The organism is Acidobacteriota bacterium (assembly GCA_003696075.1).
GTDB lineage: Bacteria > Acidobacteriota > Polarisedimenticolia > J045 > J045 > J045.
The window spans coordinates 1-24,886 of sequence record RFHH01000026.1; the positions used below are offsets into that span (position 1 = coordinate 1).

Consider the following 24,886-nt stretch of genomic DNA (forward strand, 5'->3'; position numbering starts at 1 on the left):
GGGAAGTAGGCCGTGTAGGTCGGTCCGCTGCGGAGCCGCGGCTGCGCCCAGTTGATGTCCTCCTGCTGGTAGCCGTAGCTGAGTTCCACCGGACCGAAGACATGGGTGTTCTTGAACGAGTACTGGTCCGACTCGTCCTTCAGGTCCTCGTAGAAGCCCGCGCCGCCGCGAGTCGTGTTGGCGTCGACGTCGAACACGAACCGGAACTCCGTGCCCGGGCCGACCTCTCTGAAGTGGTTCTCCTTGTTGGCGTACTGGATCTCGGTGAAGAAGTTCGAGGTCCACACACCCTGGTACTTCAGCGCGATCTGGTCACCGCCCCAGTCGAGCCCGGTGGCACCGGTCAGCGGATCCAGGATGGTGGGATCGGTGAGGTTGCGCAGGAAGGTGGTCGGCGCCTGCGGACCCACATCGCCGTCCGAGGGATCGCCGAAGGCGGTGAGCTCGAGCTTGTGGTTGGGCGTGGCGAAGAAGGTGAGCTTCGCCGCGTAGTTGTCCGTGGAGCGCTTGCGCGTCACCTCGGCCGGCGTCCGCCCGCCGGAGATGGTGGCTCCGACGGGGAACGAGTCGGTCGCGGTGCCGTCACCGTCGAGGTCGTACAGGACGTCCGGGCTGCCGCTCGTCAGCCGGAACGTGGTCTCCGTCTCCACGGGATTGTAGGCGGCGAAGTAGAACAGCCGGTCGCGAAGGATCGGACCGCCCGAGGAGAGCGTGATGTCGCGGCGCTTCGAGTCGACCACGTTGGCGATGTTGGGGAAGTCGGTCCGCTGACCCCGCACACCCTCGAGCGCGGTCGGCTCCTCGTACCACGCGACGTCGAGCGTGAAGTCGTTCGAGCCGGACTTCACGACGGTGTTGACGATGCCGCCTCCGGCCTGCCCGTACTCGGCCTCGAACCCGCCGGTCTTCACCTGGACCTCCTCAAGGAAGTCGTAGGTGACGCCGGTCCCGAGCGAGCCGTACACGATCGAGTACGCGCCCAGCGCGCCGTACCCGTTGTTCGTGATGTTGACGCCGTCGACGAAGTAGGCGTTCTCGAGCCCGGAGGAGCCGGAGATCGACGCGTTGACCTGGCCGGTCCCGCCGCCGTCCGACACGCCCGGGGCGATGGAGAACACCGAAACGAGGTTCCGGCCCAGCGGCACGTAGGGCGCGAAGTCCTCGACCTTCACCGACTCGCCGGTCGTGGTGCTCTTCAGGTCGACCACGGGAGCCTGGGACTCCACCCGGATCTCCTCCTCGAGCCCCTTCTGGAGCGCGAAGGGCACCTGGGTGCGGCGGCCGATGAAGACGTCGACGTCGCTCTGGACCACGGCGCCGTAGCCCTCGGCCTCCGCCTTGACGGAGTAGCGACCGGGGCTCAGCCCGCGGAACGAGTAGCGGCCCTCGGCGTCGGTGATCGCCGTCCGGGTCCCCTGCGGACCGACGATCGTGACGACCGCCCCGTCGATGGGGTTGCCGTCGGCGTCGGCGACCACCCCCTCGAGCGTCCCTGTCGTCCGCTCCTGTGCGAGCGCGAATCCGGCCGCGAGCAGGAGCAGCAGCAGGACGATCCCGAATTTCCTCATGCCACCTCCTCTGTTGTGATGGCCCCGCACGGATCGGGGACGTTTTTCGCCAAACTTTCGCCTCGGCGCGGACGACCGCGCGCCCGGGGCGTAGCAACCACGGTGCCAGAGCAGCGATTCCACCCAACCCATTGTCGATAAGCGACTTAAGAAAACGGGCCGCGCCGGGACGGCACGCTGGCGTTCAAATTCTTGAATCCGTCCGGGAATCCGAACGCCGTCCGGATCTCAGCGCAGCCTTTCCCTCAGCCCCGCCCCCGGCCGGAACCGGACGACACGCACCGGTTCGAGCCGCGACAGCCGGCCGCTCCCCGGATCGCGGAACAGGCGGGGCCCCCGCCACCGGGCCTGGAAGGTGCCGAAACCGGTGACGACGACTCTCTCTCCCTGGTCGAGGGCGTCGGCGATCAGCCCCTCCCCTTCGGCGACGGAGAACAGGGCCCTGACCGCGCGGCGCGCCTCCGGCAGGCTCAGCCCCGCCAGCTCGGCGAGGCGGACGATCATCTCGTGACGGTTCATCCGTGTCCCTCCCACCCGACGGGACTCGGGCTCTTCCCTTCTACCCCTGCAGGACGCCCCGAGCCGCCCGCCGAGGGCGGGGCGGGGGCAGTCGGCGTGCCCGTGTGAGAGAAAAGCAGAACCGGGTCAACCGGAAAGGAGGGCGGCGGCCCCCCGGAGGAGCACCTCCAGCCCGAGCGGGAGCGCGTCCGGAGCGATGCGGAAGGCGGGCGCGTGGTGCGGGTGCACCGCACCCGACTCCTCGTCGCGCATCCCGAGCAGGCAAAAGACCCCCGGCCGCCGCTCGAGGTAGAAGGCGAAGTCCTCGCTCGCCATCGTGGGGGGGCCCGTCGCGACCTTCTCGCCGAAGACCGGCCGCAGCGCCTCCCGCACCCTCGCCGCGCAGCGCGGATCGTTGACGGTGGGCGGGTACCCGCCCGCGAATCCGATCTCGACCCGGACATTGCGCGCTCGCGCGATCGCTTCGGCCGTCTCGACGATCCTCCGGCGGAGCCGCTCCCGGGTCTCCGCATCCGGCGCCCGGAACGTTCCGCTGAGCTCGGCCGCTTCCGGGAGCACGTTCGGCGCCGTGCCCGCGTGGATCGATCCGACGGAGACGACCGCCGGCGCCAGGGGATCGACGTCACGGGCACAGACCGCCTGCAGCGCGACGACGATCTGGGAAGCGGCGAGGACGGCGTCGCGAGCGGCGTGCGGCACGGCCGCATGCCCCCCCTTTCCGATGACCCGGATCCGGAACTCGTCGGAAGAGGCCATCACGAACCGGTCTGGGACGACCACGGTTCCCAGCGGGTAATAGCTCCAGAGGTGAAGCCCGAGGACGTAGTCGACCCCTTCGGCGTCGAGGAGCCCCTCCTCGCACAGCCGCTGCGCCCCGCTCGGGCCTCCCTGGCCCGCCTCCTCCGCCGGCTGGAACAGGAACAGGATCCGGCCCGGCAGCTCTTCCCGCACCGCCGTCAGGCGCTCGGCCAGTGTGAGCACGATCGCCATGTGGCCGTCGTGGCCGCAGGCATGCATCCGTCCCGGGATCCCGGATCGCGGATCGTGATCGGGCGCCTCGTGGATCGGCAAGCCGTCCATGTCGGCGCGGACGAGCACCGTGGGGCCGGGCCCCCCCTCGAGCGACGCCACCACACCGGTTCCGCCCACACCGGTCCTGGGGACCAGACCGGCGGCCTCGAGGGCACGAGCGAGGTAGCGGGCCGTCCGGTGCTCCTCGTAGGCGAGCTCCGGGATCGCGTGCAAGGCCCGCTGGTGCTGCAACAGGCGTTCGGCGAGCGCGCCCCGCCCCCCCGACCGAACCGCGGCGGCGAGTCGCCCGGCCAGGATCTCCGAGTCCGCCATCGTGGCCCTCCGCCGCCCGTGTCCGCGGCAGCTCGATCATAAGCGAGGGGAACCCCCGGGGCGCCTTCCCCGCTTCTCCCACGGTGGAGCGAGGTGCCCCTCGGCGGTGGGTCCTGCCGCTCCCGGCCCGTCGAAACGCTGGAACGGGACCGCACCGGCCCCCGAGGTCCTCGCGGCGGGTCCCAGACCGAGTGAGGTGCTCCCGCAACGGTGCCTTTTATCGCGTGCAACTCCCCGAAATCCGGAACGTCATGGCACCGGACCGCTCGCATCGTGCGAAACCGCGGCGAAGCGCGGCCTTGCATCGACGTGGACAGCGCAGCGCACCGTCGAGGGTTCCCCCTCCGCGAGATGCACCCCGGTGGCGCGTCTTCGCATCCGAGGTGCCGAGCGCTCGGGGGTCGCGATCTGCGATGGCGCGATGCCCTCGAGATCGGCTCGAGCTGTTTTCCTCTCACCGGCTCGCGCGGCGATTCGCACCACCGTTGGCGCTGATCGGGCTCTTCGACGGGTGCGCCCCGAACGATAGGAAGCGCCGCCCGACTCGATGAAGGCGAGGTGCATCCGCGACGGCGCGTATCCCGCTGCCACTCGCCGTCGTCGCCGGGCTTGCTCTCCCCGGCCGGTCGTCGCCGGCCGGCGCGACCCGATCTTCGTTCTTTTCGCCGGGTTGGGCCCGGAATCGCACCGTGGGGATAGCACCCGATGAAAGGGGGGCGCTTCGGCCCGACTCCGCCGCAGGCGTGCCGCTCGAAACCGGAACCACCGAACCCCCAACGACGTCGAGGGGAATGCACACCATTGGGGATGCGCCCCCGCCTCTTCGAACGGGACGACGGGGAAGAAACGCCCGCGATCTTCTCGGGAACTCAGGAGGCGGGACCGCCGGCCTTTCGGACCAGGCACGAGGCCCCGGCCAGAGCCGATCGGAAACGCTCCTCCGCCGCTCGATCGTCCCGAGCCGTCCGAGCCAGGTTCTCCAGCGCCGCGAGCCAGGCTCGCAGCCGGCGCTCCGCATCCGTGTCGGGAGACCGCTCGCGACGCAGCTTCTCCCACAGCCGGTCGATCGCAGCCCGGCGCCCTTCGGCCGGAAGATCCGGGGGAAGCGCCCGGGCGATCCGGGCCAGCCAGGAAGCCAGCCACTCGCCGGTGTCTCCGCGCTCCGAGAGCGATTCCGCGATCGCCGCCAGCGCCCCCGTCCCTTCCGCGGACGGCTCCAGGTCCGCCAGACACGGTGGAACCGCTGGGGGCTGCTCCGCGGAGGCCGGCTCGCCCTCGGGGGCGGGAGGCCGGGGGGGCTCGGTCCAGACGAGGGCGCCGTCGAGTTCTCCGCGTGCCGTCAGCGGCCGGAAGCGGGCCCGGTACTCCCGGCCCGCGGACCCGGACGGGACCTCGAAGTCCAGCTCCAGTGGGGAGGCGCCGACGCGCTTGCCCAGCGCACGGCCCTCCGGGTCGTACAGCCACAGCCCGGCGAGACCGCGCCCTCGCCACTCGGCGCGGACCCGCCAGCGACCGGGGCGGCCGGGGGTCAGCCGGGCCGAAACTGCGTGCGCCTGGCCGGCGGGGTATGCCAGGGGGAACCGATGCTCGGCGGCGGCGGCACCGGGACTCCACCCGGCGAGAGCGGCGATCAGCCCCGCGGTGGCCGCCGCAAGGCGACGTCGACGCGTTCCTGCACGCCCTTGGGCGGATCCACGGCCTTGCCGGCGGCCATTCCGATCCGCTTCACGAAGACGACCGCGCGGCCAGCGGCCTTGCGGGTCGCACGGTAGTCGATCTCGCGGCGGAACCACTCGCGCTCGGCGGCCGGGGTTCGGGGATCGCGGCGCGTATCGCGCTCCCACGCCCCCTCCCAGATCTTGCGCGGCTGCCGCAGCTGCTCGGTGGCGTAGATCTCGGCCCAACGGTCGATCCGCTTGGGGGAGAGAGACCGGTCCCAGGTGAGGATCAGCTCCTGGCGGCCGTCGCCGTCGAGGTCCACGACGGTGAGTTCGCCGTCGTGCGCCGGCCGCCCGGTTTCCGACATGACGTGTCGGCTCCACAGGAGCGCTCCCCTCCGGTCCCCTTCGTCCGGCGCCGTGATGCCCACGACGACCTCCGAGGCGCGGGCCGGATCCTGTTCGCCCGTCATCGCGTTGACCAGGATCAGCCCTTCCGGGCGGCCGTCACGGTCAAGATCGGCCGTGGTCCTGGTGACCGTCAACTGGGCTTCGCGCGGAATGTCGCGCGGATCCTCCGGCAGTCCGGCGCTTCCCTTCCCGGCGAGCGCAAGGCTCACGAGAAGCACCGCGGCCAGGGCGAACACGGACGCTCTCTCCATGGCCTGCTCCTTCATGTCCCGGGACATGCTCCGGCGACGGTCCGGAAAAGCGAGGCGCGCTCAGCGCCGCTCGGCGCGGCCGCCGCACTCGGGCTGGCGCGGCGGCCCGAGACCCTCCGACGGCTCGGGCGACCGATCATAGACTCCCGCCGTCCTGCGCGGCCACCTCGACGGTCACCGGCACTTCGACGGGCGGGAGCTTCTTTTTCCCGACGGCGACGCGGACGATCAGTTTCCCGGTGTGCCGGCCGGGCGGAGCGGACGGGTCGACGACGATCTCCGCGCGCTGCACCGGCGCCGGATCCCCGCTTCCCCCTCGCACCCTGATCCCCGGCAGTTCTCCCTCGAGCTTCAAGGCGGCGATCCGAAAACGCCGGTGCCCGTTGTGCCGGAGGATCACCACCGCGGGGCGGGGCGCCTCTCCCGGGGTGACCCGGAGCGACACCGCCTTGGGGCTGGCCTCGACGGCGGGGCGGACCTGGATGCGGAGCGGGATGGACAGATCCCGTTGCTCCGGGTGGTCGGTCCGGATGTGGAGGCGCCCCGTCTCCGACCGGGGCTCCCGGGTCGAGGCGAGCCGAATCCTGACCTTCCAGTCGCCGGCGTGCGCCGCCGGAAGCCGACCCTCCGCCGGTTGGTCCTCCTCGACCGGAACCGCCTCCGCTTCCACGCCGGGCCGGCTGGCTTCCACCGCTTCCACGCGCAGAGGCGCTCCGTCCCCCCGGCGCAGCAGGAGCGAGGCCTCCGCCTTCTCCCCCTGGACGGCCACCAGGTTGACCGTCGGGGCCGGGTAGACGGCTACCGCCGGACGCGCCTCGAAGGAAAGGCGGAGCGTCACGTTCGGTCGAACCGGGTCGTCGGTCTGGACGGAGATCGTCTTCGTCCGGCGCCCCTGCTGACCCTTCGTGTGGACCTTGGCGACGACCTTTCCCTGCCCACCGGGCGGGATGACCGAGTCGAACTCGGCCACCGAGCAGCCTCAGCTCGGTTTCGCTCGCAGCACGTGGAGGGGGGCGTCACCCTCGTTCCGAAGGACGAAGGTCGCCACCGCATCCTCGCCCGCGCGCACCGCCCCGATGTCGATGCTCTCCTTCTCGACGACGAGACGCGGAGCTTTCCCCTCCGCGGCCGGCGGCGCCGCAACCGCCAGCGCCGCCGGAATCGCTACGAGGGCCGTCAGCCACGCACGCGCGGCGGGGATCGGCATCGTCATCTCCTCCCGGGACCGGGATGCGTCCCGGCGCATTCTACCTCGGCCGGTGCGCGCGGCCCTCTTCGCCGAGGAGCATCCGGATGAACAGCTCCAGGTACCCCGGGTCGAAGCGGCCCGACATCTCCCGGCTCATCTTCCAGAGGGCCTGGAACCCGGTCAGCGGAACCCAGCCCGGCCGCGCGGAGGTCAGCTCGTCGTAGGTGTCGGCGATGGCCACCATCCGGGCCACGGGGTGGATGATCCCGCCCTTGAGCCCGCGCGGGTAACCCGAGCCGTCGTAACGCTCGTGGTGGGCCCGGCACACCTCGAGGCAGAGCCCGTCGTTCCAACCGGCTTCTTCCAGGATCCGGGCCCCCGCCTCCGGATGGTCCCGAAGTGCGTCGGGTGCACCCGGAGGCCGCTCCTCGCCGGCGGCCGCCATTCCGATGTCGTGCACGAGGGCTGCGCGGCCGATCGCGGCGAGCTGGACCGGATCCTCGATGCCACCGGCGCGCGCCAGGGCCACGGTGTACACGGCGGTGTTGGTCGAGTGGCTGATCGTCTCGTAGTCGAGCCGGAACATCGAGACGAGGCGCCGGAGCGCATCGCGCTCGGCCAGCAAGAGGTGGCCGGTGCTCTTCGCCAAGTCGTGCATCGACTCGGGAAGCCCCGGGACGGATGGGTCGATGAACGCGTGCTGGAGAAGCTCGCGTGAGGTGTCGAGAACGATGCGGCACCGGCGCCGGAGGGGGCGCTTCGGGTCGGTGACCGCGGCGAGCTCCTTCTGGATCTCTTCGCGGGGCCGGAGCGGCGGCGCGGCCGGCGCCGCGGAGTGCTCCTGCACGTAAGCTTCGTAGTCCGGCCGCTGGGCTTCCGGCACGAGGAGGGCCTCGCTGCCGCTGCGCTCGAGCCGGGCCCGGTGCTCTTCGGTGAAGGAAAGGCGGCGCGCCCGGAACAGGACCGGTTCCTGAGATCCATGCTGGATGTACAGGTCGAACCCGAGAATCGTGTCGGCCTTGAGCTGGTCGAGCGGGATCCGGAAGAAGCCGGTCTTGACCGCGGCATCGGGCATGCCTGCCTCGTTCGGGGTCGAGACCGCCCCACCGGCCCGGGATCGACCCCGGCACCGATCTCCCCCGGCGGGCTCTTCGGCCCACCAGGAAGCAGGCTTGAGGCCGGCCCCGGCCCCGGCCCGGCGGGGCGGACGCTCGCCGGGGCGAGATCGCCCCGGGGACTCGCGCGAACAGTGCGATGACGGCGGTCGGTGGCCGGCACCGGGGCCGCCGGGGCGCCCCGAGAGGGAGGTGAGCCCTCGAGGCGCGAGTCGCTGCGCAACCCGACGGAAAAGAAGGACTTGCCCGAGATGGCGCCGCCCGGGGCCTTCCGGCCGCCGCAACCCGGGAGCGCTCGACGAGTCGGAGGTGCTCCCTCGACGGTGCGAAACGCCAGGCAACTTGATGGAAAACAGACAGTTCGGCCCGATCCTCGGGCATCGGTCCATTCGACAGCGGAAGCTCCGATCGTCCGAAGGCTTCGGCGGGACGACGCACCCTTGCGGATGCACTTCACGACGCATCGGATCGCGCACCTTCGGGGTGCCGCCCGCCGACGGCGGCGCTCCTCCCCGCGCGCGCTGACCGGTGCGAGGGCCCGCCCCTTTCCCGAGCGGCGGAGGGCGCCCCCGCCCGGACCGCTGCCGGCGCGGCGCTCGCGCGGGCTTCGCTCCGGGGCCGCTGGGTCCCGGCCCGCCGTCGCCGGCGTTCCGACGGGCGCCAGGCCGGGGCCGTCGAGGGACAAGCGGAGGGCCAGCCGGCCGCTTCGAGGATCGAGCTGGCGGAGGGGGTGGGATTCGAACCCACGGTGGGCGCGAGGCCCACGGCGGTTTTCAAGACCGCTGCCTTAAACCGCTCGGCCACCCCTCCGCGCGCGCATTCTAGCGGGAGGGGCCGGCCGTCAGGGTACCGGTTCGAGGCGCCCGCTGGCCGTTTCGCCGGCGGGTTCCGAGGCGGCCGAACCGGCGATCTGCGCCGCCAGGTCGTCGATCACGCGGGCCGCGGGTGAATGCGGCGCGTGGGCCAGAAGAGGCGTCAGCGCAGCGAACGCCTCGGCCGCGGCGGGGTCCTCGGGGATCTTGGCGATGAGCGGCAGGTGACAGCCGCCGGGAAGCTCCGATTCGATCCGTTCGGCGAGTTCCTCGGCGAACCTCTCGCTGTTCGGACCGCAGCGGTTGAGCAGGACACCTTGCCGGAACGGACCGCCGCCGCGCTCCTCGGCGCTACGGAGCGCACTCATGTCCCTGACGAGGTCGTCGAGGGAGGTGTACACCCGGGGCCGCCGTGGCGCAGCCGCCGCCGGCCGCCGTGCCACCCGGCGGAGCCGGCTCAGCCGCAGATAGCGCACCACGTCATCGATGGGCCCGGCGTCCTCGGCAGCCACCACCCAGCCTTCGTCCCCCGCGCAGAACAGGTCCAGCATCGCCTGAGAAGTCCCCGCGGCGAGATCGACGATCGCGATGTCGACCGGCAGCGCGGCGATGTCCTCCGCCAGGCCCTCGACCTCCTCGGCCTGCAGGCCGCGCACGGTCTCCCCCGCTCCGGGTACCAGAAACAGCCGGCCGGTGTCACCCACCGGGTGCATGATCTCCTCGAGGCTGCGCGCACCTCCCCGCAGCAGATCGAGCAGTCCGTGCGGGGGGCGAAAAAGACCGAGCAGGAGGTGCAGGTCGGAAGCGGCGAGATCGAGGTCGACGAGGCAAACGCGGACGCCGCGCCGCGCGAGCGCCGTTCCGAGATTGGCGGCGAGGAAGGACTTCCCGGTCCCCGGTCGTCCCGACCCCAGCGCGAGCACACGCATCGCCGTTCCTCTTCCCGCCCCGCCCCTCCGCTGCGGCGACCGGCGCCGCGGACGGCGGGCGCACCCTTCAGCGGGAAGATCGCGCCTGGGCGTTCGGGGGTCAACAGGCGCCCGCCGGGCGCCTCACTGCTGGCCGAGGAAGAACGCCGCCAGCGTCGTGGCGCCGGCCACCAGCACGACGGCCGCGCAGCACGCCAGCAGCAGAACGATGGGGATCGCGACGACCGCGACGGCCCGCCCCGTCGAGAGCGAGTGCACCGCGCGGACGGCCACCACGCTGACCACGAGCCCCCACAGGCTCGCCACGAAGCTCCCGATGACGGGCACGATCCCGACCCACTGCGTCAGTCCCAGCCCGTGCGCCAGCGCGTTGAAGAGCGAGCCGAGTCTTCCTTGGCCTCCGAAGAGGATGGCGAGCAGGTGGTAGATGACCGCGGTGACGAAAACCGAGACGGGCAGCCACACGATTCCCGCGGGAACGAACAGCAGGCCGAGGCCCGCGCTCCAGAAGGCCCCCCCGATTCCGGCGAGCAGGCCGCCGATGACGGCGATGAGCAGGCCGGGGAGCAGCGCCTCGCGGTCCTCGGCAACCTCTTTCACCGCCTCTTCGTCGAGCTGAACGATCCGCCACGCCCGCCGCAATGCCTGCTGGAAATCCATCGCCGAACCCCCATCGCCGGCCGCCGATCTCGCCGGCGCTCCGGCGCCGCAGTATATCCGCGCGACCGGAGCCGGCGGAATCTGGTATCGTCTCGCGTCGCGGCGGGGGGAGGCGGTCGCCGGGAGGCCGCCGGGCGTGAGCGCTGAAGAGCCGCAACGATCGATGCGCCGGACGGCGTTCCGCCTCGGCGTGTTGATCCTCCTCCTTCTCGCCTACCCCCTGGGCGCCCTGATCCTCTCCCGTTTCGCGCCTCCGGGGCCTCAGCCGCCTCCCGGGCGGGTCCGGGTGACGGCGCTGCAGCGGGAAAGCGGCGAGGTCCGGTTCCACCTGCGCGTCGACAACCTGTCGGACCGCCCGTTCCGGGTCGAGCGGATCGCCCTCCTCCTCCTCGACGCCCGCGACAGGCCGGCGATCACCTGGATCGAGGAGTCGGCGGCCCTCCGGGACCGGCTGGGGGACGACGAAACGGTTCCCCCCGGAAGCACGCGCGAGATCGGCCGGTTCGCCCTCCCCGTGCCCTCGGCGATCGACGCCCCCGTTCTCAGCGTGGCGGTCGCCGTGCTCCGGGAGGGGGATCGGCGCCCGGCGACCCTCGAGGCCGACCAGCCGCTCACCTCGCCCCGGTGAGGCGACGGTAGCGGCGTTCCGCTTCCTCGAGCGAGCGGTCGCGGCGCGGGTAGATGCGCCGCGCTTCGTCGAGCTCCCGCCGCGCCGCGCGGTACAGACCGAGATCCAGCAAGGCGTGCGCCAGGAGCGCGCGGGCCACCCGGTTGCACGGGTCGGCGGCCACCGCGCGCGCCAGGCACGCCCGCGCGGCCTCGAGGTTGCCCTGCCGCCGGTGGTACGCGCCCAGCGCCTGCCAGGCGAGGCTCGCTCCGGGGTCCAGCTCGAGCGTGCGGAGGAGTTCGGCGCGGGCCTCCTCGTCCCGCCCCAGCTTCGCGAGGGCCGCCGCCCGCGCCCAGTGGGCGTCCGCGTGCCCGGGGTCGCGCTCGAGCGCCTCCTCGTAGAAGGCGAGGGCCGCGCGCGGCCGCCCCGCGGTGCTCAACGACATGCCGATGTTGTACGAGGTCTCCGCGCGGGGAATCGGGGGGATTCCCGGCGGGACGAACCCCAATCCGAGCACCACGGCCGCCGCGGGAAGATCCCGCGCCCGCACCGCCGGCAGGCCGAGCGCCGCCAGCAGCAGGAGCGCCGGGAGGGCGGGAGCGCGGTACCGGGCGGTGGGAAAGAAGAGCACGCACGCCGCCAGGACCCCCGCGGCCATCAGCGCCGGGGGTGCCGGCAGGGTCCTCCGGCGGACGAGGGCGGCGGTGCCGGCGGCGGCGAGTGGCCCGAGGAGCACGAAGGGAAACCCCCACGGGAGGAGCAACGCTCGCATCACCGCCGACTCCTCGCGGGCATCGTAGATGTCGCGGTTGCGTCCGATCTCGCGGACCGAGAGGGTGGCGGCCGTTTTCCAGGCGACGATCCCGAGCCAGGACAGGGGCCGGCGTGTCGCGAAGCGGAGTCCCTGCCGGTAGAACCACGCCGACTCCGCCGCTCGCGTCCGCGCGCCGCCTCGGCAGCGCGGCTGTTCGGTGAGCTCGTTCCACGCCATCCCGGGCCGTATGGCGACGGTGGAGGGATAGTCGGGGTTGTTGCCGATCCAGAAGTTGATCCCGCCGTTGTAGGAAACCGGGATGAAGCCCTCCCCGTACCGTGCATTGCGCCAAGCGACGGCCACGACCGGCACGGCCGCGACGAGCAGGAAGAGCGCGGCGCGCCGCCATCCGGACCGGCGGGCGAGCCACGCGGCCAGCAGCGCTCCCGGAACGGCGAGCGGCGGAAGAAGCACTCCCCCCGCCCCGAGAACGGCGCCGGCAGCGAGCACCTGGCCCGTTCCGGGAGGGACCCGGCCGCTCAACAGGAGGACGATCAGGGCGGCGAGGAGCACACCCGGACTCGCGGGTAGGATTTCGTTGTCGAAGTAGACGAGCGGCCCGTAGAACGCTGCGGCCCAGCCCGCGGCGAGACCGGCCCGCGGCCGGCCGAGGCGGGAGCCCGCGGCCGCGATCGACAGACAAGCCGCGGCGCCGAACAGGGCCTGCACCCAGCGGGCGAGCGCGGGATCGTCACGCCCGAAAGCCCGGTACACAGCGCGCAGGAACCACGGGTATCCCGGCGGCTGCCAGAAAGGTCCCGCGGGGTCGCCCCGCGTCGCGATCTGGTGGTAGGTGCCGGCGTCGAGGACCAGGTGCTCGTGGTACGGGCTCCTCGCGCTCTCGACGATGACGGCTGCGCGGACGAGAAACGCCGCCGCGAACAGCGCCGCCAACCACGCCCCGTGCCAGCGAAGAGGGCGGGGTGGCGGCGGCATCGCGGGGGAACCGTCCATCCGCCGGCCCCGTTCCCGTCAATCGAGGGAGAGGGCGACGAGGCTCGACACGCCGGGCTCGGGCATCGTGACCCCGTACAGCACGTCCGCCATCTCCATCGACCGCTTGTTGTGCGTCATCAGGATGAACTGCGTGCGGTCGGTGAAGCTTTTCACGGCGTCGGCGAACCGCCCGACGTTCGCGTCGTCCAGTGGGGCGTCGACCTCGTCGAGAAGGCAGAAGGGAGGCGGCTGATAGCTGAAGATCGCGAACAGGATCGCCGTCGCGGCGAGCGCCTTCTCCCCCCCGGACAGGAGGGTCACCGACTGGAGCTTCTTCCCCGGCGGCTGGCAGAGGATCTCGATGCCCGCCTCCAACGGGTTGTCCTCTTCGTCGAGGACGAGGTCGGCGTTTCCTCCCTGGAACAGAAGCGCGAACTGCCGCTTGAAGTGGGCGCGGATCTCGCGGAAGGCCTCCATGAACCGCTCCCGGCTCTCGCGGTTCATCCGGCGGATCGACGCTTCCAGTTCGCGGATCGACTGTTCCAGATCGTCGTGCTGGGCGCTGAGCTCCTCGTAGCGGCGCGAGAGTTCGTCGTACTCCTCCTCGGCGAGAGGGTTGACCGCGCCGACCCGCTCGCGCTTCCGCCGCAGATCGGCGATCGTCTCACGCAGGAGCGCGGGGCTTTCGAGCACCTCGTCGTCGAACCCCTCGGGCCGGACCTCCGGAAGAGCGGCGATGTCGCATCCCAGCTCCTCGACGCAGTTCTCGCGCTCGTGTTGGAGAGCCAGCCGGCTCCTCTCCACCTCGAGAGCGAGGCGCTCCCGGCGCCCGCGGACCGTCTCGAACTCCGCGCACGCCAGATCGTGGCGGCGCTCCACCTCGCGCACCTTCGCGTCGAGCCGCTCGATCTCCGCACCGGCCCTCTCCGCGGAGGCCGCTGCCTCCCGCCCCCGCCGGCGCGCCTCCTCGAGCCGGGAGGCCAGCCGTTCCGCCCGCTCCCGAAGCCGACACGCCTCTTCCCGCGCGCGCGATTTCTCGTGCCGGCCTCGCTCGTCGAGCTCCTTCAACCGGGCCAGCTCGGCCTCCACGCGCCTCCGGTCCCGCTCCAGGGCGGCCCGCCTCTCGTCGAGAGCGCCCCGTTCGGCCGCCAGGGCGGCGGCCTCCTGAACCGCTTCTCGGGCCCGCTGCTCCGCGAGCCGCACCCCCTCTCGCGCGGCGTCGACCTCCTCCCGTGCCGCCGCGATCGCCGCTTCGACTCGCTCGAGCTCCCGGTCCAGTTCGGCACCGCGGGCGCGCAGCCCCGCGAGACGGCTGGCGGCCTGTTGCTGCGCGCTCCGGGCGATTTCCAGCTCCCTTTCGAACCGGGCGAGCGTCTCCTGGGCCCTGGCGACGGCGACGCGCGCCTCCCCCGCCGCCTCCCGCGCTCGCCGAAGGCGTTCCTCCGCCGAGCGCCGCTCCGCGAGCGCCGCATCGCGCGCGGCGAGAGCGGAGGAGACCGCCCGCCGGGCGGCCGAGACCTCCTTCTCGAGAACCTCCAGTCTCCGGCCCAGCTCCTCCCGCCGGCGGTGCCGCGCCAGCAGCCCCTCGCGCCCGATCTGCCCGTTGCCCTCCACGGTGACGACGCCGCGCGGATCGATCCGGTGCCCTTCCGGCGTGACGAAGGCGTGCCCCGGAAAGGCGCGGTACAGCTCGAGCGCCGCGCGGAGGTCGGTCACGAGGTAGGCTTCGTCGATCCTCTCCGCGATCTCGTGGCCGTGGGCGCCGCGTCCGGCGATGGACTCGGCCAGCCGGCCGCGCACCCTCGCGTCCCCTGCCAGCGGCGGGAGCGGCGCTCTCCGGACGGCGGGCAGGTCCAGCGGAAGCAGACGCACCCGACCTTCCACCGGCAGTTCGGCGGCACGAAGGACGTCGGCGACGCCCTCCACGACGACGGCCGGGAGAAGCCCGTCCAGATGCGCTTCGGCCGCCCGCTCGGCCTCCGGATCGACGCTCAACGCGTCGGCGACGACGCCGCGGGCCTTCACCCTCGCTTCTCGGGACCGCTCGAGCAGTCTCGCCGCAGGTTCCTCCCCCGCGAGCCTCACCTCGAGCGTGTCCAGCGCCGACTTCTCGCCGGCACAGGCGGCGAGTTCTCCCGCTGCCGCTCGTTCGGCCGCGCGTGCCTCCTCCAGCCGCCGCACGGCCTCCTCCTCCGCCTCGCGGCGCCGCTCGAGTTCATCCGCCGCGGCCCGCTCCCGCCGCTCGGCCTCTGCGAGCGCGCGGGAGGCCTCCTCCAAGCTCCGCCGCGCGGCCTCGAGCGAGGCCTCGAGCGCCGAGGTCCCCTCGCGCGCCTCCCGCTCGCGCTCCGCCTCGCGCTCCGCCGCCTCCCGCGCCGCGGTGAGCTGCGCGGCCAGGTCGGCGCGCTCGTGCAGGGCTTCGTACCAGGAGGCCTCCGCGGCCGCGGCCCGCTCCCGCGCCCGCTCCAGCTCCTGCTGGCGATCGCGAGCCGAGCGCTCGGCGGCAGCGCAACGCTCGGAGAGCTCGTTCCTCTCGGCCGCGAGCGCCTCGGCGGTGACGAGCAGCCGTTCCCGCTCCGCGGAACACCGTTGCAGTTCTTCCGCCAGCCGCCGTTCCGAGCCGTCCCGTTCCCCGGCTCTCGCTTCGAGCGCCGCGAGGCGTCCTCTCGCCTGCTCCAGCTCGCGCTCGATCCCGGCCGCCGCCAGCTCCTCGGCGTGGGCCCTCTCGACGGCGCGGTCCCGCTTCGCCCGCGCTTCGTCGAGGGTGGCGCGGCCGAGCGCGAGCGCCTCCGCCAGCCGGGCCCTTTCCCGTTCCAGGTGGGCCTCCTCTCGGCGGGCGACGGCCAGATCCGCCTCCTGCGCCTCGAGGCGCCGCGCCAGCTCCTCGCCCCGGCGCCGGTACCACACGCCGCGCAACGAGCGGAGCTGTTCGTCCAGCTTCCGCGCGCGGCGCGCGAGAGAAGCCTGCCGCTTGAGCGAACGGCGCTGCCGCTCCACCTCCCGAAGGATGTCGTCGACGCGCAGCAGATTGCTCCGCGTCGCCTCCAGCTTGTTCTCGGCCAGGCGGCGGCGCTGCTTGTAGCCGCTGATCCCGGCGGCTTCCTCGATGAACAGGCGCCGTTCCTTGGGCTTGCTCAGCACGAAGGCCGCGACGCGCGCCTGGTCGGTGATGGCGTAGGTGCGCGCACCGGCTCGAATCTGCTCCAGCAGGTCGCGGATGTCCTGGAGGCGAGCCGGCCGTCCGTCGATGAGGTACTCGCTCTCGCCCGAACGGTACAGGCGCCGCGTCAGCACCACCCGCTCGCGGCCGTCGGGAAGGCCGTTCCCTTTTCGCGCCACGAGGTGGAGGCTGACCTCGGCCATCCCTCCCGGCCCCCGGCCTTGAGAGCCGGCGAAGATGACGTCCTCCATCCGACGGCCCCGGAGGGCGCGGGCGGACTGTTCCCCGAGAACCCACTGGACGGCGTCCGCGATGTTCGATTTCCCGCAGCCGTTCGGGCCCACCACCGCGGTGACGCCGGGGGGAAACTCGATGACGGTGCGCTCGGGGAAGCTCTTGAAGCCGGCCAACTCCAGCTTTTCCAGCCGCAGCATCGCTCGGTCAGCGCTCCCTGTTGACGAGGAGGTCGGGCAGGGACAGCAGGGCGTCCCGGAAGGTTCCCGGGGGGAAAGATCCCAAGGCGGCGCGGGCCCGGGAGGCATGCCGCTCGGCCAGCGCGCGGGCCCGCTCGAGGCACCCTCGGCGCTCGAGCGCGGCGCGAAGCACGGCCCAGGCGCACCGCTCGAATCCCCCGTCCTCGAGGACCGCGAGAACCCCCCTCCGCTCCTCCGGCGACCCGCACTCCAGGAGATCGATGAGCGGAAGGGTCAGGCGCCCTTCGCGCAGGTCCGAGGCCGCCGGCTTGCCGAGGACCGCCTCGTCCCCGGTCAGGTCGAGCAGGTCGTCGGCGATCTGGAAGGCGATGCCGAGTTCCATCCCGAAGCGGGCGAGCCGCTCCTCGGTGGTGGGGTCGGCACCGGCGAGCACCGCCGCCGCCCGGCAACAAGCCGAGAAGAGCCAGGCGGTCTTCCGCTCGATGATCGCCATGTGCTGCTCGGCGGAAACGTCCGGCCGGCCGCGCAGGTGGTGGGCGAGGATCTCCCCCTCGATCATCTTCTCGGTCGCTTCGGACAGGATGTCGATCAGCCGCAGCTTCCGCGCCCGTAGGGCCATGTTCATCGAGCGGATGTAGAGGAAATCGCCCATCAACACGGTGAAGTGGTTCCCGCGGACGCGGTTGAGCGAAGGCCTCCCGCGCCGGGTGTCCGCCTCGTCGATGATGTCGTCGTGGACGAGGGTGGCGGTGTGGATGAACTCGAACACCGCACCCAGAAGAACGTCGTGATCGCCCCGGTACCCGAGCAGGCCGCTGACGAGCAGGACCAGTGTCGGCCGCACGCGCTTGCCGCCGCCTTCCTGCAGGTAGCGGCCCGCGGCGGAGATCGGCTCGAATTCGGACTCGAGATTCCTGGCCAGCTCCCGCTCGACCGCCGCCAGCTTGGGCCCGATCAGGCCGAGCGCACCGGCGAGGGCCGGAGGACCCGGGTCGCGGGTCCCCTCGCGAACCGATTCGCTCACCGCCCCTCCGCGCCGGCGCGGGCACGCACCACGGCCGGCCCGCCGCGCGTCTCCACCAGCTCGCCGCCCGAGAAGACGTAGGTCACACCGGGGTAGATCCACTCCTCGCGCCCGTCCAGGCCGACCACCCGCTCGGGCGGCAGGCCGTGGTGCCGCAGAATCCGGCCCCGCGCGCTCTCCGGTCCGCCCGCGCGATCGATCTCCCGGCGCAGTTCGGCCCACGCGTGCGCGTCCGGCAGGCGGAAGACCACCGAGGCATGCCCGCGCCTGAGATCCCGGGTGATGTCGCGCGGCGCCGGCCTTTCGTAACGCAAACCGTCCCAGGGGCCGGTCGCCCCGCACCACGCGAACAGCCTGCCGTGGAGGGGCGCCGAAGGCAGCTCGATCCGGAACAGGCCGGAGTCGTCCGTCACGGCACGCCCCACCTCCGTCGCCCGGGGCGGCTTCCCCGTCAACCGTTGGAGAAAGCCAGCCTGCTGTGCGACCACTTGCACGACGACACCGGGAACCGGACGTCCGGCGTCATCGAACACCTGCCCTTCGACGACGGCTCCCTGGGCGAGGGCGGCGATCGCCGTCGCGGCGAGAACCGGCAGCGCCGTCAGCGGCCGCGCGCCACGGCGGAGGATGTCCCGGAGGTCTGGCACGGTGGGCGCGAGGATAGCACCGCGCCGCAAAAGGGATCAACAGCGCGAACCGGCGCGCAGGCGCCTCACTCGCGGGAAACGGCGTACCCCTCGGGAATCTCGACGGCGAGCGCCGACGCCGGCAGCGGGGCCTCGGGGACGCGCGGTCCGAGGCGGTAGACGATTCGCGACCCGAGCGGATCGGTGACGACGACGCTCCGCACCTCCGCGCGTTCGGGCGACACCTCCAGCGTCACCCGGTCCACGTCGTCCATCACCTCGGTCGGGACGAGATCCAGCCGAACGACATCCTCCCCCTCGTCGACGATGGAAACGCGAAACAGGTGGAGAAGGTCGATGGTGCCCGCGAGAAGGTCGGCGACGGGATGCGGGCGCCGCGGATCGCGCTCGCGAATGATCACCTCCCGATCCGCGGGCGACACGAGGAGCCACCGGTCCGGCTCCATCACCGCCCTCTGGCCGCGCGGCTCGTCGTATAGCCACAGGATGCGCCCCGGGGCGACGACGTGGACGGTTCCACGCGCCTGCTCTTCCAGGCCGAACGTCGGGGAATCGAGGGCCTGGACGAAGGTGACGCGGAAGGGCGGGTGCCTGTAGGCCAACTCGACACGCCGGAGCAGTTCGGCCGCGCGCCGGGCCTGGGCGACGGCGGCTTCCCGGCCGGCCGTGTCGGCGCCGGCGGGCGCTGCGAGCGCGACAGCGGACGCGAGCATGAGCGCGCAGAAGGACGTGGCCATGCGGGCATGGTATCGCGCGCCCTCCGTCGGTCATAATCCGCCCCGCTCCCGCTGCGAGGAGACACCCATGCCCGGATTCCGCCGCTTGCTCGCTCTGGCGGCCGCCGCCGCCACGGTCCCGGCCGCTCCCTGCGTCCCATCCCCCGGTCCCGCCGCCGCGCCGGACGCCACGGCCAGGGAGGCCGCGGCGGCCGCCGCCCGCGCCTACGAGGCCGGCGACTGCGCCGCCGTGCTGGAGGCGTTCGAGCGGCTCGAGGGGGAGGCCGGACTCGACGGCATCTCCCATTACCGGTGGGGCTTCTGCCTCGCCTATCTGCGGCGCGGGGATCCCGCTCCCCACTACGAGAAGGCGGCCGAGCTCCTTTCGGCACGGGCGGCGAAAGAGGACTCCTCGCTCGAGGAGCACTTCTACCGCGTCAACGCCCTGTTGAACCTCCGCCGGGGGGAGGAGGCCCGCGCCGCGGCCAAGGACGCGGTGGAGCGATGGCGGACCGGCCGGCTGGTCGTTCCGGAGAAAGATCCGGAGGCCTGGTTCCGGCTGGGCAAGCTGTTTCGGGACGCCGGCGACGCGAAGGGAGCTCTCGAGCCGTTTCAGCGAGCGCTCGACGTAGCGGAGAAGGAGGGAAAGCCGCTCCGCACCGCCTACCTCGAGCGCATCGTCGACGCCGGCCGCGCGATCGGTGCCGGATCGCTCGTCCTCAGGGCGACACGGATGCTCCAGGAGGTCGAGCCGGCGGCCGGGTCCGATCCGATCCGACTCGTGCGGGCGCGCTTGGCCCGCGGCGATCTCGCCGCCGCACGCGAGGCGATCGCCCCCCTGGTCAACCGCCCGGGAGAAGCGGCGACCGACGCGCGGTACGTGCTGTCGGTGATCGACCGCGCCCTCGAGGTGGGCAAGCACAAGCTCGAGCCGATGACCGAGCTGCCGGACGGACGGCTGGTCGCCTCCCTCTCCGACGACGAGCTCGAGACCCAGATCGCCGAGGTCGTCAAGGAAGCCGCCCGTCTGATCCGCGAGGGCGACACGCGACAGGTGGCTCTCAAGCGGCGGGAGGGCGTCCGCATCGCGCCGAGCCGGGAGGTCCGCGCGGCGCTGTGGGACCAGCAGGCGAAGCTGGCGGGCCTCCTGCTCGAGGCCGTTCAGCGGGGCGTCGACCTGCGCGGCTGGGCGATGCGCGGCGGGTACGCGCAGCTCGTGTTCAAGCCGCTCGTGAAGGTCTTCCTCGAGAACGCCCGCAACCGAGCGCCGGAGACCGGGTCCGCCGGGAAGGAAGAGTCCACCGGCGACTGACCCGGAGGTGCCTCACCGGTCCGGCCGGCCGACGACGGCGAGAAGAGGTCTGGGCGCCACCGCCCGGGAGAGCGCGAGGAGGCGCCTGGCTCGCTCCTCCGGTTCGCGGTCCGGCCACGGCTCCCACAAGATGACCGGCCACGGCGCCGGGAGCCCCCGCGCGACCCTGGCGACGAGGCGGGCGGCGCGGAGCCAGCTCGCCTCGGGACCGGCGTCGCCCAGCGGCGCCGCCACCTCCGGAGGCCAACCCCGTCCCGTCGGCCGCGAGAATTCCTGCCAACCGCGCTCCCAGGCCATGGCCTCCGGATCCTCGCCCGCGCCCGCGGCCAGCCGGCGGGCCGCGGCTTCGGTCTCCTCGCGCTCGCGGGGGTCGCGCACGCCGGCGCCTCTCGGGGAGCCGATCTCTTCGAGACGCCCAGCCGCCTCCCACGGATCGGCCAGGCCCAGGCGCTTCGCGAGGGCGGCGGCCTCCTCGTCGAGCGCGTCCGCTTCCTGCGCGACCTGCGAGAGCTCCGCTTCGGCGCGGAGGCGTTCCTCTTCCCAACCCTCCGGCTCGACGCGCGCGAGGGCGAACAGGGTGGCCCCGCCGAAGAACAGCGCCGCTCCCGCGGCCGCGCCCGCCGGGATGCCGGCCGCCACGCAAGCCACCGAACCGGCCAGGCCGGCGGCGGAAATCCCGAGACCCGCCCGCACCCGCACCGACCGGCGCCGCCGGCGGTCGTCCCAGGCCACCAGCCGGCGCTCGAGGCGGCGGCGACGCGCGGCCAGCGCGCGCCGCCGACGGGGATACGCTCGAAGCCGCTCGGCGTCCCTCGGCCCGAGCGCCTCCAACGCGCGGGCCACCCACTCGACGCGAGCGGCCCGCCGGGCGAGTTCGGCCGCGGAGCCGGGGGCGTCCCCGCCGCCGAGCACGATCGAGGGCCGCCCCGAGGGGTCCGGCCAATCAGCCCCCCCGGCGAACTCGACGGTGACGCCGGCCCGGCTGAGCGTCGCCGTGCGGTCCGCGCGGGCCGCGGCGCGGTCGAGCGCTTCGATCAGGAGGGACGCCAGGACCGCGGCGTGCTCCCCTCCCGGAATCAGGCAGGGTCCCTCCGGGGCCGCGAGCGGGACCGACGCGTCGGAGCCGCCGGCACGCCAAGAGACCCGTGGCGCCGGAGTGCGGGGAGGCGCCGCCTCCGGGACCGCCGCGACCGCCGGCCTTCGCTCCCGGTCTCGGCGCCCCGCTTCCTTCACGGCCCCTCCCGAGCCCGCTCAGTCCTGGTCGGCCAGGTCCGCAAGCCACGGGATGCGGAACCGGCCGCCGTCGAGAGCCCGGGCGATGGCCAGGGCGACGAGGGCGAGGTAGCCGAGCCCGACCAGCAGTTCCGCGGCGAGGAAGAGGCGGCCCAGCACCGGCACCAGCGAGAAGAGCCAATGGAACGGATAGAGCAAAACGGCCACCGCTGCCGCGGCGACGGTCAGCCAGAGGCCCTGGCGCGCGTGCCAGCGGACGAACGGATCGCGGCTGCCGAACAGCGGCACGAGCACCAGTGGTCCGAGATAGGCGAAGGCGAGGAGGATCCGGTCCTCGTCCCCGAGGGTTGGGGGCGCCACCTCGCTCGCCTCGGACTCGAGCGGCGGATCAGGGGGCAGTTCGTTCGCCATCGACGCGCACCTCCGTCACCGGATGCGACCGAAACGATACCACCGCGTGCGGCGACCGCGGTCGACGCCTCCCCCCGCCTCCCGGTACCCTGATGCGGCCCGGCGCCCGCCGGGCGCGGGGAGGACGAGCCATTCCCGGCATGGGCCTACGGCTGCCGCCGCCGGACCGGCTGACACCGATGTTCCGGCAATGGCGCGCAGCGAAGCTGCAGCATCCCGACGCCCTGCTCCTGTTCCGCATGGGCGACTTCTACGAGCTCTTCTTCGAGGACGCCGTCGTCGCGGCGCCGATCCTCGACATTGCGCTGACGACCCGGGGCAAGGGCACGGCGTGCGAAGCGCCGATGTGCGGCGTTCCCCACCACGCGGTGGACAGCTACGTGGCGCGGCTCGTGGAGGCCGGACACCGGGTGGCGATTTGCGAGCAGGTCGAAGATCCCCGGCAGGCGAAGGGCATGGTTCGGCGGGAGGTGGTCCGCGTCGTCAGCCCGGGGACGTTCGCGGACCCGGGCCGGACCGCTCCGGGGGACGAGGTGTACCTCGCCAGCGTGCACTTTCGGGACGGCGCTCCCGGCGGAGCGGCGCTGGTCGAGCTTTCCACCGGGAGCATGATGCTCGCCGAGCTGCGGCGGCCCGACGATCTCGCCGACCTCATCGATCGCCACGGGGTGCGCGAGCTGCTCCTTCCGCAATCCGCGGCCGATCGCGGGGTTCCGGCGCTTCCGCCGGGCGGGGCGCGCCCGCTCCTCACGCCGCTCCCCGACGAGCTGTTCGACCCGGCCGGGGCGGCGGATCGCGTCCGCCGTGCGCTCGCGGTGGCGTCGCTCGCGGGGCTGGGGTGCCCCGACGACCATCCGGCGCTTCCCCCGGCTGCGGCCGCGCTGGAGCACCTCCGGGCGACCCAGCGCGTCAAGCCGGCACACCTCGACCGGTTCCGCGTTCTCCGCCCCGAACGGACGCTCCTCGTCGACGCCGCGACACGGCGGAACCTCGAACTGGTGTGCAACCTCAGGGACGGGGGCCGGCGGAACACGCTCCTGTCGGTTCTCGACCGGACGAAGACGCCGATGGGCGCCCGAACGCTCAAGGGCTACCTGCTCGAGCCGTCGACCGACATCGAGGAGATTCGCCGCCGGCAGGCCATCGTCTCCGGCCTGTTCGATCGCTCGGACCGGAGAAGGGCGCTTCGCGACGCCCTGGCCGGCGTGCGCGATCTCGAGCGGCTCCTGGGCAGGGCCTCCCTCGGGCGCGCGACCCCCGCCGATCTTGCCGCGCTGCGCGGCTCCCTCGAGCGGCTCCCGGCGGTCCGGGAAGCGCTTTCGGAGATCGACGTCCCGGCGGTCCAGCGCCTCGCGGAGCGCGTCGACTCCCTGGAGGATCTCGCGGGCGAGCTCGCCTCCGCCCTCGCCGACGAGCCCAGCGGCGCCCCTGGCGAAGGCCGCGTCATCCGCGAGGGCTACGACGCGGAACTCGACGAGGCGCGCGAGCTGGCACGAGGAGGGCGGCGCCTCATCGCGGCGGTCGAGGAGCGCGAGCGGCGGCGGACCGGCATCTCGTCCCTGAAGGTCCGGTACAACAAGGTCTTCGGCTACTTCATCGAGGTGAGCAAGGCGAACCTGGCGAAGGTTCCTGCCGACTACGAACGCCGCCAGACGATCGCCACCGGAGAGCGGTTCGTCACCCCCGAGATCCGCGATCTCGAGCGCCGCATCCTCGAGGCCGAGGAGCGGCTCGGTGGACGGGAAAAGGAGCTGTTCGACCGTCTCGTCGAGGCCGTCGTCGGCCGCGCCGGAAGGATCCGCGAATCCGCGGCGGCGGTCGCCGAAGCCGACGCACTCGCGTCGCTGGCCGAAGTGGCGCACACCGAGGGCTACACGCGCCCGCTGGTCGACGGCGAGGACAGGATCGAAATCGAGGCGGGCCGCCACCCGGTCGTGGAGAACCTTCTCGGCGCGGGCGGGTTCGTTCCGAACGATACGCGGCTCGATTCCGAGCGGCGCCTGCTGATCGTGACCGGCCCGAACATGGGGGGCAAGAGCACCTACCTGCGCCAGGTGGCGCTGATCGTGCTGATGGCGCAGATCGGGTCGTTCGTGCCGGCCCGGTCGGCACGGATCGGTGTCTGCGACCGGATCTTCTGTCGGGTCGGAGCCTCCGACAACCTGGCCGGCGGGGAGTCGACCTTCATGGTGGAGATGCTGGAAACGGCGAACATCCTGCACAACGCCACGCCGCGAAGCCTCGTGATTCTCGACGAGATCGGCCGTGGAACGGCCACCTGGGACGGGATGGCGATCGCCTGGGCGGTGGTGGAGAAGCTCCACGACGATCCGCGGCTGCAGCCGAAAGCGCTGTTCGCCACCCACTACCACGAGCTGACCGACCTGGCCACGCTCCTGCCCCGGCTCGCCAACGTGCACATCGCGGCCCGCGAACACGGCCACGAGATCGTCCTGCTCCACCGCGTCGAGCCCGGTCCGTCCGATCGTTCGTACGGCATTCAGGTGGCGCGCCTGGCCGGCCTTCCGGACGACGTCGTCCGGCGTGCCCGCGAAATCCTCGAACGGTTGACCGAGGAGAAGACTTCGGCCGCCGAAGCGATCGAACGGGCGGCGGGCCGGCGACCTTCGCCCCAGCTCCCGCTGTTCGGAGCGCCGACCCAGGATCCCGCCGAGCGCGAGGTGCTCGAAGAGCTGCGGCGAACCGATCCCGACGACCTGTCGCCGCGCGAGGCGCATGCGCTGCTGGCGAAGCTGTCGGATCGACTGCGCCGTGGACCGGTCCCTTGAGAGGTGCTTCCTTCGCGGTGCGTTTTCGGCGCCGGGCGCCGGTTGGCACGGTTCCTGACCGGACCGCTGCGGCGGGGCGGGAGCGTTCGGGTCGGCTCCGCTGGCAGAATCGAAGGAAACGAACGACAGGGCGGGCCCGCGGGTGCGGCAGCCAAGGCGAAACTCGGAGACGGAGCGGCTTTTTGTCGCCTTCGGCTCTTTCGGGCTCGGCTGTCGACTCCCCGCTCACGCCGCGGGGAGCTTTTCCTTCAGCCGGGCCCGCAGCTTCCGCTCGTACGCCTTCCGGTAGCTCGCCGGCAGACCCACCAGATCCGGAAACCGCCGCCGCCCGAACAGCTCCTCCGGCGTCA

At 72.7% G+C, this 24,886-nt stretch carries 20 protein-coding genes and 1 tRNA gene; 3 read left to right on the forward strand and 18 right to left on the reverse strand.

The genetic code is table 11. From position 1 onward, the window contains the following. The 11 genes from D6718_01665 to D6718_01715 all read right to left on the reverse strand — a co-directional run. A partial coding sequence (locus D6718_01665) for a hypothetical protein (protein RMG48469.1) occupies nucleotides 1-1,568 on the reverse strand: 1,568 nt, incomplete at its 3' end. A 228-nt stretch (nucleotides 1,569-1,796) separates the two neighbouring features. Further along, nucleotides 1,797-2,087 carry an HU family DNA-binding protein gene (locus D6718_01670; protein ID RMG48470.1) on the reverse strand — a complete coding sequence of 97 codons (291 nt, stop codon included), beginning with the start codon at nucleotides 2,085-2,087 and terminating at the stop codon, nucleotides 1,797-1,799. A gap of 126 nt (nucleotides 2,088-2,213) precedes the next feature. Then, nucleotides 2,214-3,431 carry an amidohydrolase gene (locus D6718_01675; GenBank protein ID RMG48471.1) on the reverse strand — a complete coding sequence of 406 codons (1,218 nt, stop codon included), beginning with the start codon at nucleotides 3,429-3,431 and terminating at the stop codon, nucleotides 2,214-2,216. Nucleotides 3,432-3,680: 249 nt separating this feature from the next. Then, nucleotides 3,681-4,895, reverse strand: a complete 1,215-nt coding sequence (locus D6718_01680) for a hypothetical protein (GenBank protein RMG48472.1) — start codon at nucleotides 4,893-4,895, stop codon at nucleotides 3,681-3,683. Between the two features lie 166 nt (nucleotides 4,896-5,061). Next, entirely contained in the window at nucleotides 5,062-5,766 is a 705-nt protein-coding gene (locus D6718_01685; protein RMG48473.1) for a hypothetical protein, read from the reverse strand. A gap of 121 nt (nucleotides 5,767-5,887) precedes the next feature. After that, the gene (locus tag D6718_01690; protein ID RMG48474.1) at nucleotides 5,888-6,721 is read right to left on the reverse strand and encodes a hypothetical protein; all 834 of its coding nucleotides are present in this window, start codon (nucleotides 6,719-6,721) and stop codon (nucleotides 5,888-5,890) included. A gap of 9 nt (nucleotides 6,722-6,730) precedes the next feature. Next, the gene (locus D6718_01695) at nucleotides 6,731-6,997 is read right to left on the reverse strand and encodes a DUF1573 domain-containing protein (protein RMG48475.1); all 267 of its coding nucleotides are present in this window, start codon (nucleotides 6,995-6,997) and stop codon (nucleotides 6,731-6,733) included. Between the two features lies 1 nt (nucleotide 6,998). After that, nucleotides 6,999-8,531: an HD domain-containing protein gene (locus tag D6718_01700; protein ID RMG48476.1), complete on the reverse strand. Its 1,533-nt coding sequence runs from the start codon at nucleotides 8,529-8,531 to the stop codon at nucleotides 6,999-7,001. A 243-nt stretch (nucleotides 8,532-8,774) separates the two neighbouring features. Next, nucleotides 8,775-8,865: transfer RNA gene (locus D6718_01705), tRNA-Ser, on the reverse strand. A 31-nt stretch (nucleotides 8,866-8,896) separates the two neighbouring features. Continuing rightward, nucleotides 8,897-9,796: a hypothetical protein gene (locus tag D6718_01710; protein ID RMG48477.1), complete on the reverse strand. Its 900-nt coding sequence runs from the start codon at nucleotides 9,794-9,796 to the stop codon at nucleotides 8,897-8,899. Between the two features lie 123 nt (nucleotides 9,797-9,919). Beyond that, nucleotides 9,920-10,456 (reverse strand): hypothetical protein, encoded by a 537-nt coding sequence (locus tag D6718_01715; protein ID RMG48478.1) that lies wholly within the window; start codon nucleotides 10,454-10,456, stop codon nucleotides 9,920-9,922. A gap of 163 nt (nucleotides 10,457-10,619) precedes the next feature. Here D6718_01715 and D6718_01720 point away from each other — a divergent pair, with 163 nt between their 5' ends. Further along, nucleotides 10,620-11,084, forward strand: a complete 465-nt coding sequence (locus D6718_01720) for a hypothetical protein (protein RMG48479.1) — start codon at nucleotides 10,620-10,622, stop codon at nucleotides 11,082-11,084. Here D6718_01720 and D6718_01725 read toward each other — a convergent pair. The 5 genes from D6718_01725 to D6718_01745 all read right to left on the reverse strand — a co-directional run bounded on the left by D6718_01725 (nucleotide 11,068) and on the right by D6718_01745 (nucleotide 18,812). Next, entirely contained in the window at nucleotides 11,068-12,831 is a 1,764-nt protein-coding gene (locus D6718_01725) for a tetratricopeptide repeat protein (protein ID RMG48480.1), read from the reverse strand. The genes D6718_01720 and D6718_01725 overlap by 17 nt on opposite strands. An 18-nt stretch (nucleotides 12,832-12,849) precedes the next feature. Then, entirely contained in the window at nucleotides 12,850-16,512 is a 3,663-nt protein-coding gene (gene smc, locus D6718_01730; protein ID RMG48481.1) for a chromosome segregation protein SMC, read from the reverse strand. Continuing rightward, complete coding sequence (locus tag D6718_01735) at nucleotides 16,412-17,362, reverse strand: polyprenyl synthetase family protein (GenBank protein ID RMG48488.1); 951 nt, start codon at nucleotides 17,360-17,362, stop codon at nucleotides 16,412-16,414. The genes smc and D6718_01735 overlap by 101 nt, the downstream gene beginning before the upstream one ends. Before the next feature lie 62 nt (nucleotides 17,363-17,424). Continuing rightward, complete coding sequence (locus tag D6718_01740) at nucleotides 17,425-18,075, reverse strand: hypothetical protein (GenBank protein RMG48482.1); 651 nt, start codon at nucleotides 18,073-18,075, stop codon at nucleotides 17,425-17,427. Between the two features lie 65 nt (nucleotides 18,076-18,140). Further along, a complete protein-coding gene (locus D6718_01745) occupies nucleotides 18,141-18,812 on the reverse strand; it encodes an outer membrane lipoprotein carrier protein LolA (GenBank protein RMG48483.1) in 672 nt (223 codons plus the stop codon). Nucleotides 18,813-18,879: 67 nt separating this feature from the next. Here D6718_01745 and D6718_01750 point away from each other — a divergent pair, with 67 nt between their 5' ends. Beyond that, nucleotides 18,880-20,103 carry a hypothetical protein gene (locus tag D6718_01750; GenBank protein RMG48484.1) on the forward strand — a complete coding sequence of 408 codons (1,224 nt, stop codon included), beginning with the start codon at nucleotides 18,880-18,882 and terminating at the stop codon, nucleotides 20,101-20,103. A gap of 12 nt (nucleotides 20,104-20,115) precedes the next feature. Here D6718_01750 and D6718_01755 read toward each other — a convergent pair whose 3' ends face one another. Both D6718_01755 and D6718_01760 read right to left on the reverse strand, forming a co-directional pair. Next, entirely contained in the window at nucleotides 20,116-21,336 is a 1,221-nt protein-coding gene (locus tag D6718_01755) for a hypothetical protein (protein ID RMG48485.1), read from the reverse strand. An 18-nt stretch (nucleotides 21,337-21,354) separates the two neighbouring features. Then, on the reverse strand, nucleotides 21,355-21,747 hold the full coding sequence (locus D6718_01760) for a hypothetical protein (GenBank protein RMG48486.1): 393 nt from the start codon (nucleotides 21,745-21,747) through the stop codon (nucleotides 21,355-21,357). A 140-nt stretch (nucleotides 21,748-21,887) separates the two neighbouring features. Between D6718_01760 and mutS the strand changes: the two genes are divergently transcribed. After that, on the forward strand, nucleotides 21,888-24,536 hold the full coding sequence (gene mutS, locus D6718_01765) for a DNA mismatch repair protein MutS (protein RMG48487.1): 2,649 nt from the start codon (nucleotides 21,888-21,890) through the stop codon (nucleotides 24,534-24,536). Nucleotides 24,537-24,886 lie beyond the last annotated feature (350 nt).